General features: G+C 73.3%; 10 protein-coding genes. 5 read left to right on the top strand and 5 right to left on the bottom strand.

All coding sequences use genetic code 11. From position 1 onward, the window contains the following. Nucleotide 1: 1 nt before the first annotated feature. Both CCN39_RS02140 and CCN39_RS02135 read right to left on the bottom strand, forming a co-directional pair. On the bottom strand, nucleotides 2-1171 hold the full coding sequence (locus CCN39_RS02140) for an acetoin utilization protein AcuC (RefSeq protein WP_086838116.1): 1170 nt from the start codon (nucleotides 1169-1171) through the stop codon (nucleotides 2-4). Between the two features lie 307 nt (nucleotides 1172-1478). Then, complete coding sequence (locus CCN39_RS02135) at nucleotides 1479-2324, bottom strand: sulfurtransferase (protein ID WP_086838115.1); 846 nt, start codon at nucleotides 2322-2324, stop codon at nucleotides 1479-1481. A 113-nt stretch (nucleotides 2325-2437) separates the two neighbouring features. On the opposite strand from CCN39_RS02135, the gene CCN39_RS02130 reads away from it, so the two are divergent. The 3 genes from CCN39_RS02130 (at nucleotide 2438) to galE (ending at nucleotide 5415) form a co-directional block, all read left to right on the top strand. Next, nucleotides 2438-3154 (top strand): iron-dependent transcriptional repressor DtxR, encoded by a 717-nt coding sequence (locus CCN39_RS02130; protein ID WP_086838114.1) that lies wholly within the window; start codon nucleotides 2438-2440, stop codon nucleotides 3152-3154. Continuing rightward, nucleotides 3151-4335: a galactokinase gene (gene galK, locus CCN39_RS02125; protein WP_086838113.1), complete on the top strand. Its 1185-nt coding sequence runs from the start codon at nucleotides 3151-3153 to the stop codon at nucleotides 4333-4335. Before CCN39_RS02130 ends, galK begins: the two co-directional genes overlap by 4 nt. Before the next feature lie 99 nt (nucleotides 4336-4434). Beyond that, a complete protein-coding gene (gene galE / locus CCN39_RS02120; protein WP_086838112.1) occupies nucleotides 4435-5415 on the top strand; it encodes a UDP-glucose 4-epimerase GalE in 981 nt (326 codons plus the stop codon). A 424-nt stretch (nucleotides 5416-5839) separates the two neighbouring features. On the opposite strand, the gene CCN39_RS02115 is transcribed toward galE, so the two are convergent. Then, complete coding sequence (locus tag CCN39_RS02115) at nucleotides 5840-6892, bottom strand: DUF4192 domain-containing protein (protein WP_086838111.1); 1053 nt, start codon at nucleotides 6890-6892, stop codon at nucleotides 5840-5842. A gap of 222 nt (nucleotides 6893-7114) precedes the next feature. Further along, nucleotides 7115-7969 (bottom strand): M23 family metallopeptidase, encoded by an 855-nt coding sequence (locus CCN39_RS02110; protein ID WP_086838110.1) that lies wholly within the window; start codon nucleotides 7967-7969, stop codon nucleotides 7115-7117. A 95-nt stretch (nucleotides 7970-8064) separates the two neighbouring features. On the opposite strand from CCN39_RS02110, the gene CCN39_RS02105 reads away from it, so the two are divergent. Further along, a complete protein-coding gene (locus CCN39_RS02105; RefSeq protein ID WP_086838109.1) occupies nucleotides 8065-9177 on the top strand; it encodes a sensor histidine kinase in 1113 nt (370 codons plus the stop codon). Further along, nucleotides 9174-9815, top strand: coding sequence for a response regulator (locus CCN39_RS02100; protein WP_086838108.1), 642 nt, complete (start codon nucleotides 9174-9176; stop codon nucleotides 9813-9815). Before CCN39_RS02105 ends, CCN39_RS02100 begins: the two co-directional genes overlap by 4 nt. Nucleotides 9816-9819: 4 nt before the next feature. On the opposite strand, the gene CCN39_RS02095 is transcribed toward CCN39_RS02100, so the two are convergent. Continuing rightward, nucleotides 9820-11217, bottom strand: a complete 1398-nt coding sequence (locus CCN39_RS02095) for an FAD-binding oxidoreductase (RefSeq protein WP_086838107.1) — start codon at nucleotides 11215-11217, stop codon at nucleotides 9820-9822. Nucleotides 11218-11248: the final 31 nt, after the last annotated feature.

Below are 11248 nucleotides of genomic sequence, written 5' to 3'. Positions count from 1 at the left end.
GTCAGTCCCTGGGGTCGTCCGGGTCGAGGCCGTGCAGCGGGAAGACGGCGCGGCGGGTGTCCCGGACGGCGATGTCGACCGGGTCGTCCTCGCCGTCGCCCCACGGCTTGAACCCGGTGTCGCGGTCGTCGGACATGGTCTGCGGGAGCTCGGCGTGCGGCGCGGCCTTGGCGACGGTTCCGACCCAGCCGGGCGGCAGCGGCGTCGCCGGGTCGACGTCCCGGTCGAGCACGGTGGCGATCAGGTGCGTCCAGGACCGCGGAACGACCCGGATCAGCTGGTACCCGCCGCCGCCGACGGCGATCCACTTCCCGCCGGCGTAGGTCTCGGCGAGGTCCCGGAGGGTGGCGTAGATGGTCCGGTGCCCGTCCACGGACAGGGAGAGGTCGGCCAGGGGGTCTTCTTCGTGCGAGTCGACCCCGCACTGGGTGAAGAGCAGCTGCGGTTCGAAGTCGGCGAGCAGCGAGGGGACGACGGCGTTGAAGGCACGCAGCCAGCCGGGATCCCGCGTGCGCGGGGGCAGCGGGACGTTGACGGAGGTGCCGTCGGCCTTCCCGCGGCCGGTCTCGGCGGAGTAGCCGGTGCCGGGCCAGAGCGTGAAGGGGTGCTGGTGCATCGAGATGGTGAGGACGCGCGGGTCGTCGTAGAAGGCGGCCTGGACACCGTCGCCGTGGTGGACGTCGGTGTCGATGTAGGCGATGCGGTCGAAGCCGTGGTCGAGCAGCCACGAGATGGCGACGGCGCAGTCGTTGTAGACGCAGAACCCGGCGGCCTGGTCCCGCATGGCGTGGTGCAGTCCCCCGGCGATGTTGACGGCCCTTCGAGCCTCGCCTTCGGCGACCTTCCGCGCGGCGAGCAGCGTGGACCCGACAACGAGCGCGGAGGCGTCGTGCATGTCGGTGAAGACGGGGTTGTCGGAGGTACCGAGCCCGTGCCCGACATCCCAGCCGACGAGCGGAGCATCCCGCACGGCGGCCAGGTATTCGGGCGCGTGGATCCGGAGCAGTTCGTCATCCCCGGCGGCGGCCGGGACGAGGAGTTCGACGTCGTCGAGCACGCCGAGCTCGGTGGCCAGCCGGACGGTGAGCTCCAGCCGCACGGGATTGAAGGGGTGATCCCCACCCAGGTCATAACCGAGCAGACCACGGTCCCAAACAACGGCCGGCGACATACCGCCCGACTCTAGTGCCGATCGGCCGGAGACGTGGAGTGGAAGGTGTGGCGGGGTTCGGGCGGCGGGTGGGTCGGCCTGGAGGGACCAGGCTCGGTGGGGACCGCCGGGCAAGCGCGCCCCGGTTCGCTCGGGTCGGCTGGGCTGGCGCGCCCCCGGCCGGTCACAACACCGGTCGGCTCGCGAGGGCCTGGCAGGAGGCGCGCCGCCAGGCGGCGCGGGCCACCACTCGACTCCGCCGCAGCTCAGCCCGGCAGGACGACCCGCCACCCGGTGGCGCGGGCCACCACTCGACCCCCGCCGCGGCTCAGCCGGGCAGGTTGCCCGTCGCTGCTGGGCGGTTCGGGTCCTGGGACCAGTGGGACCACGAGCCCGCGTACAGGCCCGCTCCCGGGTGGCCCGCCAGCTCCAGGGCCAGGACCACCGAGCTGGCCGTCACCCCTGAGCCGCAGTACGCGCCCACCGGCTCGCCCGGGCGGAGGCCCAAGTCCGCGAAGCGCGTTGCCAGCTCGCCCGGGGGGCGCCAGCGGCCGTCGGGGCCGAGGTGGGCCGCGAATGGGGCGTTCACCGCTCCCGGGATGTGGCCTGCCCGGGGGTCCACCGGCTCCGTCTCGCCCGCGTACCTGGGGGTTGCCCGGGCGTCGAGGAGGAGGCCGTCGCGGGCGAGGGCTGCTGCTTCGTCCGCGTCCAGGACCGGCATTCCTCCCGGGCGGACCGTGAAGTCACCCGGCTCCGGGTTCGCTTCCTCCGTGCTCACCGGGTGGCCCTCGGCCGTCCACGCCGCGTAACCGCCGTCGAGGACCGTCACCTCTTCGTGGCCCGCCCAGCGCAGGAGCCACCAGGCCCTCGCCGCCACCGAGCCGTCCGCGTCGTCGTAAGCCACCACCGGGGCGCCCTCCCGCACGCCGGCCGCGCGCAGGTCGCGTTGCAGGTCCGCCGGGTCGGGCAGGGGATGCCGGCCGCCCTCGCCCGGCTTGCCCGCGAGGACGCTGTCGAGGTCGGTGAACACCGCTCCGGGCACATGACCCTCGCGGTAGGAGTCGGCGCCGGGCGGGCCGGCGAGCCGCCAGCGGACGTCGAGGACCACGGGGCGGTCCCCGGCCGGGCCGGCCAGCGCGGCGGCGAGGTCGGTGGTGCTGATCAGCGGACGCATGCCTCCCATCTTGCAGCGGCCGCTCGCCCGGCCGCGCCGGGGTGCGGACATATCCCCCACCGGCGAGTTGTTACCCCCGAGGGCCGCCGCCGCTGCCGGAGTCAACGACTACGATGAGCAACGCGGACGAAGGGGACAGCGTGAACGATCTCATCGACACCACCGAGATGTACTTGCGTACCATCTACGAGCTCGAAGAAGAAGGTGTCGTTCCGCTGCGCGCCCGCATCGCCGAGCGCCTGCAGCAGAGCGGCCCGACCGTGAGCCAGACCGTCGCCCGGATGGAGCGTGACGGGCTGGTCGTGGTCGCCGACGACCGGCACCTGCAGCTGACCGACCACGGCCGGGAGCTGGCGATCGCCGTCATGCGCAAGCACCGCCTCGCCGAACGTCTCCTCGTCGACGTGATCGGGCTCGAGTGGGAGCACGTGCACAACGAGGCGTGCCGGTGGGAACACGTAATGAGCGAGGCCGTCGAGCGCAAGCTGGTCAAGCTGCTCGACCACCCGACCACCTCCCCGTACGGCAACCCGATCCCCGGCCTCGACAAGCTGGGCGACGGCGAACCCGCGCCGCCCGCGGAGGCCGACCTGGTCCGGCTCGACGAGTTCGCCCGCACCGGCGGCGGCCGCGTCGAGATCCGGCGCATCGCCGAGCACGTCCAGCTGGACGAGTCGCTGATGACCGAGCTCAAGTCCGTCGGCATCGTGCCGGGCGGCACGGTCACCGTCGGCAAGGCCAACGGCGGCACCATCGAGGTCACCGGCGGGGACACCACCGCCCAGGTCGCCAGCTCCGCGCTGCACGCCGTCCTGGCGCAGGCCCGATGAGCCCCGCTTCGGAGGCCGTGGCGGCGTTCCACACGGTCCACGGCACCGCGCCGGCGGGCGTCTGGTCGGCGCCCGGCCGGGTGAACCTGATCGGCGAGCACACCGACTACAACGACGGCTTCGTGCTGCCGTTCGCCCTGCCGCACCGGCTGGCCGTGGCGGCGTCGCCCCGTGGGGACGGCATCCTGTCCGTGGCCACCCTGGGCGACGACGGCCAGCTCCAGCGCTCCGGCGAGCTCAAGATCGCCGACCTGGCGCCGGGCTCCGTCGAAGGGTGGGCCGCGTACCCGGCGGGCGTCACCTGGGTGCTGCGCGACCAGGGCTTCGCGAACGGAGCCGACCTGGTCATCGCCGGGGACGTGCCGTCGGGGGCGGGGCTGTCCTCCTCCCACGCGCTCGAGTGCGCGGTGTCGCTGGCGCTGCTCGGGCTGGCCGGCCTGGAGCTGGACGGCAGCCGCGACGACGTCCCGACGCGGCCCGAGGTCGCGCGGTGGGTGCAGCGGTCGGAGAACGACTTCGTCGGCGCGCCCACCGGCCTGCTCGACCAGACGGCGTCCCTCTGCTGCACCGAGTCCCACGTGCTGTTCCTGGACGTCCGGTCGGGCGAGCAGGAGCAGGTGCCGTTCGGCCTGGCCGACGCCGGGCTGCAGGTGCTGATCATGGACACCCGCACCAAGCACTCGCACGCCGAAGGCGGCTACGGCGAGCGCCGCCGCGGCACCGAGCGGGCGGCCGAGCTGCTCGGGGTGAAGGCGCTGCGCGACGTCACCGTCGAGGGTCTCTCCGACGCCCTCGACCGGCTGCCGGAGGACCTGGCACCGCTGGTGCGGCACGTCGTCACCGAAAACCAGCGGGTGCTCGAGACGGTCGAGCTGCTGCGCGCCGGGCGGCTGGCCGACATCGGGCCGTACCTGGACGCCTCGCACGTCAGCATGCGCGACGACTACCGGATCTCCACGGCCGAGCTGGACCTCGCGGTCGACTCGGCCCGGGCGGCCGGCGCGCTCGGCTCGCGGATGACCGGCGGCGGCTTCGGCGGCTCGGCGATCGCGCTGGTCCGTGACGCCGACCTGGAGCGGGTCAAGGAGGCCGTCGAGGCGGCCTACGAAAAGGCCGGCTACCGGCGGCCGCGGATGTTCACGGCGGTGCCCTCCCGCGGCGCCGGCCGCGACGAGCTCTGACACCGCGCGGGTCCGCCCGGGGCAACCCCCGCGCGGACCCGCGCGCCGGCCAGGGGGAAGACTGTGGGGCACAGTCACCCTCGGCAGGAAGGCCTGGATGTGTCGGAGCAGAGCAACGCCCTGAAGCTGGTCGTGACGGGCGGAGCCGGGTACGTCGGAAGTGTCTGCGCCGCCCGGCTGGTCGAAGCCGGGCACCAGGTCACGGTCGTCGACGACCTGTCCACCGGGCACGCCGACGCCGTCCACCCGGACGCGCGGTTCATCGAAGGCGACGCGGCCGAAGTGGCGGGCAGCCTGCTGCGCGAGGGCTTCGACGGCGTGCTGCACTTCGCCGCGAAGTCGCTGGTGGGCGAGTCGATGACGGAGCCGGCGAAGTACTGGGAAGGCAACGTCGTCACCTCGCTGCGGCTGCTCGAGGCCATGCAGGAGCACGGCACGCCGCGGCTGGTGTTCTCCTCGACGGCGGCGACCTACGGCGAGCCGGAGCAGTCGCCGATCCCGGAGACGGCGCCGACCCGGCCGACCAACACCTACGGCGCCACGAAGCTCGCCATCGACGCCGCGATCACCAGCTTCGCCGTCGCGCACGGCCTGGCGGCGGTGAGCCTGCGGTACTTCAACGTCGCGGGTGCGTACGGCGCCTTCGGCGAGCGCCACACCACGGAAACCCATCTCATTCCTCTCGTTCTGCAGGTCGCTTCGGGCGACCGCGAGCGCATCCAGATCTACGGCGACGACTACCCGACGCCGGACCACACGGCGGTGCGCGACTACATCCACGTCGTGGACCTCGCGGACGCGCACCTGCTGGCGCTCAAGCACGCCACTGAGGGTGAGCACCGTATCTACAACCTGGGCAATGGCACCGGGTTCTCCGTTCTCGAGGTGATCGAAGCCTGCCGCGAGGTGACCGGTCACCCGGTGCCGGCCGCGGTGGCTCCGCGGCGGGCGGGTGACCCGTCGGTGCTCGTGGCGGCCAGTGACCGGGCTCGTGCGGAGCTCGGGTGGAAGCCGGAGCGGACCGAGCTGGCCGGGATCGTCCGGGACGCTTGGGAGTTCACCCAGTCGCGGCGGGGCTGAGGCCGCGCTGATCGAGCGCGGGTGACGGGCTGGGGCTTTGCGCCCCGGCCCGCGAGGTCACCGGCGACCCGGGGTAAGCCGGAGTGGGCAGGCCGGTGGGGCGGGCTCTGCGGCTGGGACGGCCGCGTTGGCCGGCGGACTGGGGCTCTGCGGCTGAGACGGCCGCGTTGGCCGGCGGACTGGGGCTCTGCGGCTGAGACGGCCGCGTTGGCCGGCGGACTGGGGCTCTGCGGCTGAGACCCGCGTGGGGCCGGTCGACTGCGCTCTGCCGCTGAGGCGGCCGTGTAGGACCGGTCGGCTCCCGGCGGACTGGGCGCAGCATCCATAGTGGACTCTGACTCACCGGCTTCCCTCGACCCGAAAGCCCACCCGCGCGGTGTCCACAGAGGACTCAAGCCGAGCCGGTTACCGCGCGCTGCCCTTCTCATGCCGCCCGCCCCGTGTCGAAATCCGGCGGTTCCAGGCCGAAGCCGACCAGGGGGCCGGCCGCTGCTGTTGCCAAGCCGCGGATCACCTCCGGGGGTGTTCCGGTGTCCAGCACCCTCTTCAACAGTGATGCCAGCACGTGGTCCGGTGCCGCTTCCAGGGCGTTGGCCAGGGCCATGCCCGCGAATGCTCCGTCGCCACGGAGGTACGCCGTGAAGCCCAGGAAGGCCGCCGGCTCTGCGCGGTGCGGGGGTGGGAGCTCGCGGACCAGGGTCAGCCACAGGCGCTCGGCCTCCCGGGCCAATGCGTCGCCCGGGGGTACCGCCATCGCCAGGCAGATGTCGCGGATGTCGGGCAGCCTCAACGCGTTCGCCAGCAGGACCGCCTGCTCGTCCGTCGGCGGCCCTTCGTCTCGGCGCTGACGCACGAATGCCTCGTGGAGCGCCGCGGCCGCGTCATCGATGCTTGTCGCTTCCGGACCGGGTGGGGATGTCAAGCGGGACAGCTGATCCGCGCGGCGGGCGACCGCCTCCGGTGATCTCGGGGCCAGCAGGGCCTCGAGCTCCTCGCGGCTGTCGAACACCACCGTGCCGCGCTCGGTCGCGGCCGCCGCCACGACCGTTGCGCTCAGGTCCGGCAATGCGCCGCCGCATCCTTCGACGCCGTAACACGCCCAGGGTGCGCCGGTGGTGATGGCCGGTGCCCACAGGGCGTGCAGGACCGGGAGGCCGAACTTCCCCAGCGCCCGCTCCAGTTCGTCGACGAAACCCGCGTGCGGCGGCGGCTTTCCGGGTCTTCGCCGGCCGCCGACGATCACCAGGGTCACGCCGATGTGGTGGCCGGCGGCGAACCGCGGGGCCATCGCCTGCGCTTGGCCGGCCCGGTGTGCGCGGCCGGGCAGGTCGCCGCGCAGGACCAGGCCCAGGCTTTTGCCCGGGTACTGGTGGCCGAGCAGGACCACGGATTTCGCGGGCCGGAAGCCGATCAGGTACGGCAGCGCCGCCAGCAGCTGCTCGGGGTCCCGGACGTCGGCCGGGGTGGTGGTGGTCATGCCTCCACGATGGGGCAGGACGGCGATGAATGGGGCGGTGGCGGCAAATCTGTGGACAGCGGGGGCCGATGTGGACGGAATCCGCCCGGCGGCGGCCGGGCGGAGAGTTCCTGTCGGTGGGGCGGGCTATAGTGCCCGGCCCCACCGTCCGACCACGATCGTCTTGCGGGGGCCCGGGTGGCGGAACCCCCGGCCCGGGGCGGAGCCCCGGGTGTCACCGGCTCAGCCGCAGTGCTCGAACCCGCTCTCGTAGGTGTTGCTGCCCACCGAGCCGCCCCACTTCACGCAGGTCGAGTCGGCGGTCTTCTTGACCGGCCCGGCGTAGTACGTGAAGCTGCCGGAATCGGTCACCCGCGCCGAACCTTCGACCTCGAGGAACGCCGAGACGTCGCTGGCCGTGCCGAGGGACGTGGCCTTCAGGGTGGTCACGCAGTTCGCCTTGGTGGACGCGTTGTACAGCAGGTAGGCCGTGCCCGACGAGTTGGCCAGCGCCTGCTGGTCCACGACGTCGAAGCCGTCGCCGCACACCTCGTCGGCCGAGTACGGGTTGCCGCCGCAGCCGTTCTTGCTCGTGAAGTTGGTGTGGCCGTAGTACGGCACGGCGACGCCGTTCAGCTTCGCCTTCTGCACCACGCCGTCCAGGCGCTCTTCGAAGTGCAGGTGCGGGCCGGTGACGCCGCCGGTCGCGCCCGCCTTGCCGATCTGCTTGCCGCCCACGACCGACTGCCCGACGGAGACCTCCTGGGCCGACAGGTGCGCGTACCGGGTCTTCCAGCCGCCACCGTGGTCCAGCTCGATCCACTTGCCGTAGCTCGAGCCGCCTTCGTCGGCGACCCGGCTCACCGTGCCCGACGCCGAGGCGAGCACCGGCATGCCGGTGATGCCGTCCTTCTGGAAGTCGACCGAGTACGCCGGGCTGTGACCGCTGAACGTCGCGGCGGTCACGGTGACGCCGCACTTGAACGGCACCTGGAAGTTGGGCGCGGCCGACGCCGTCGTCTGACCGGCGAGGGAAAGGCCGAGCGCGGGCAGCGCCGCGGCGGCGGCGATCAGGGCGAGCCGTCGCAACCTGGACATGGGGGAACCTCCTTGACAAACGGGACAACTGACACCACGAAGGGAAGTCCCCGTCGGTACATTTTCCGTACAAGCACCCGCGGAGGACTGCCGAAATGACGACCCGACCAGCCGCCTTCCCCCGGGCTCAGGGCTGGTTGCGCTGGGCACTCGTCGCGGTGCCGATGGTCGCCGCCATGTTCCGTGCGGACCTGCGTGCCTGGTTGCTGATCGGGTTCACCCTGGCGCTGTCGATCCCGTTGCTGTGGATCCACGAGGCCCGCGTCCGGCCGCTGACGACGGCGCTGCCCCTCACCGTGATCGCCAGCACGGGCGGGCTCTGGGTGCTCCTGCCGAGCAGCTGGGCGTCGGTGGCGATGTTCAGCACCACGTTCTTCGTGGTGCTGCGGCAATCCACGGTGCCGATCGTGCTGGCGGTCGCACTCGACATCGCGGCGATCACGGCCGGGGCGGCCCGCCACGGCGTGTGGGAAGGCGCGCTGTCGACGTATGCGGTCCTCGCCGTGGTCGTGCTGATGGGACTGAACCGGCGGGCCCGCCTCGCCCGCATCGAGCAGACCGAGCTGGCGCTCGCCCGTGCCCAGACCGCCAACGAGGAGCACGCCCGCGCCGCCGCGCTCGCCGAACGTGCCCGCATCGCCCGCGAGCTGCACGACGTCCTGGCGCATTCGCTGGCCGGGCTGGCCCTGAACCTGCAGGGCGCGCGGCTGATGCTGGTGCGCGACGGGGCGAGCCCGGACGCGGTCGCGCAGATCGAACGGGCCCAGACGCTGGCCTCGGACGGGCTCGCCGAAGCCCGGAAGGCCGTGGCCGCGCTGCGCGAGGACGCCGTCGGCGTGGAACGCGCGATCGCGGACCTCCTCGCCGCGTACCGGCTGGACAGCGGCGCCCGCGCGGACCTCACGGTCGCAGGCCGGCCACGCGAGCTCGACCCGGCCGTCGGCACCGCGCTGGTCCGCGCGGTGCAGGAAGCGCTGGCCAACACCCGCAAGCACGCGCCGCGCGCCGAAGTGGACGTCAGGCTCGGCTACGCCGACGGGGCGGTGGAGCTGACCGTGGCCGACCGGCAGGGCAGGCGGCCGCCGGACGCGGCGGCGGCAGGCTACGGTTTGCGCGGGATGGGCGAACGGGTCGCGCTGCTCGACGGGCGCCTCGAGAGCGGGCCGGGGGAGGACGGATGGCGGATTCACCTGACGGTGCCGGCGTGACGCTGCGCGTCGTGCTGGCCGACGACCAGGCGGTGGTCCGGGAAGGCCTGGTCACGCTGCTCGGGCTGCTGCCCGGTGTCGAGGTGGTCGGCGCCGCCGCCGACGGCCTGGCCGCGCTCGGCCTCGTCGCCGAGCACCACCCCGACGTCGTGCTGGTGGACCTGCGGATGCCGCGCTGCGACGGGGTGGAGACCACCGCGCGGATCCGCGCCGAGCACCCGGGCACCGAGGTCGTCGTGCTCACCACGTATGCCGACGACGAGTCGCTGCTGGCCGCACTGCGCGCCGGCGCCCGCGGGTTCCTGACCAAGGACGCCGACGCCGAGTCCATCGCGCGGGCGCTGCGCTCGGCCGCCGCCGGTCAGTCCACAGTGGACGGGGAGCTGCAGCGGCGGCTCGTCGAAGCCGCCGCCCGCAGCACCCCGCCGCGCGTCCAGGAGGTCGAAGGCCTGACCACCCGCGAAATCGAGGTGCTGCGGCTGATCGCGGCGGGCCTGTCGAACACCGAGATCGCCCGCGCGCTGGTGGTGAGCGAGGCGACCGTGAAGACCCACGTGAACCACCTGTTCGCCAAGGCCGGGCTGCGCGACCGCGCGCAGGCGGTCGCGTTCGCCTACCGGGCGGGCCTCGCCGGCTGATCCCTCACGGCGCGGGCGGGATGTTCGCGTTGTGGTGGAAGACGTTCCGCGGGTCGTACGCGGCCTTGATCCGGGCCAGCCGCTCGTACTTGCCGGGGCCGTAGGACGTCCGGACGCGGTCGGCTTCGTACTCGGCCATGAAGTTGACGTAGCCGCCCACGTTGTCCGACAACGGCGCCAACGCCGCCCAGAACTCCCGCACCCACGCCCGGTCGGCCGCGAACGGCTCCGGTTCGGGGGCGATCGCGGCGATGTTCACGGCCAGGCAGGTCCGCCGGGCCCCGCCGAACGCCGTGCCGTCGTCGGCGGCCGCGGCGAACGCCCCGCGCAGCGGGAAGATCGGCATGATCGACATCGGCGAGCTCTTGCGCGGCAGGAAGTCCGCGATCACGTCGATGACCTCGTCGGTGAACCCGTCGGCGAAGGCCGCCTTCTCGTAGCCGAGGATGCCCCACGGCGCGGCGTCGTCGATCATCTTCTGCAGCTCGACGTACGGTATCGGCGAGACGAACTCGAACAGCGGCGCCGGCCCCGACCGCGCCGGCCGGATCGCCTCGGCGTGCTGCTCCTCCCCCGCGAATCCGGCGATCAGCAGGGCGTAGCCGGGCCGGAAGTGGTGGGCTTCGGGCACGAACGGCGCGGGTGGCGCGTTGAGCCCGGCGACGAGCACGCCCATCTCGGCGGGCAGCGTCTCGAGCACTTCGCGAGCCTGGCGCAGCGCGGCCACGCCGTCCTCGAGCCCCCAGAAGAACAGTCCCAGGTGGACGATCGGGCCGACCGGGTGCAGCCGGAACTCGAACTCGGTGACGACGCCGAAGTTGCCGCCGCCGCCGCGCAGCGCCCAGAACAGGTCGGCGTGCTCCTCGGCCGACGCGCGCAGGATCTCGCCGTCGGCGGTGACGACCTCGGCCGAGAGCAGGTTGTCGCAGGACAGGCCGTGCTTGGCGGTGAGCCAGCCGAACCCGCCGCCGAGGGTGAGGCCGCCGACGCCGGTGTGGCTGACCGTGCCGCCCGGCACCGCGAGCGCGTACGCCTGCGTGGCGGCGTCGAGTTCCGCCCAGGTCGTCCCGCCGCCGCAGCGCGCGGTCCGGTGGTCCGGGTCGACCGTGATCGCGGTCAGGGAGCTCAGGTCGAGGCAGAGACCACCGTCGACGACCGCGGCGCCGCCGAAGTTGTGCCCGCCGCCGCGCACCGAGACGTCGAGGCCGGCTTCGCGGGCGTACGCGAGCGCCGTCGCCACGTCCTCGGGCCCGGCGGGCCGCACCACCACCGCGGGGTGCCGGTCGATCTCCCCGTTCCAGACCGACCGGGCGGTGTCGTAGCCGGGGTCGCCGTCGGTCAGCACGGCTCCGGACAGCTGGGTGCGCAGGCTCTCCAGGGTGGGTTCGGCGGTCGAGGTCATGGCGGGTCCTCTCGCAGCGGATAGAACGCCG

Source organism: Amycolatopsis kentuckyensis, assembly GCF_002155975.1.
GTDB classification, from domain to species: Bacteria; Actinomycetota; Actinomycetes; order Mycobacteriales; family Pseudonocardiaceae; genus Amycolatopsis; species Amycolatopsis kentuckyensis.
This window is presented reverse-complemented; position numbering and strand designations above follow the sequence as displayed.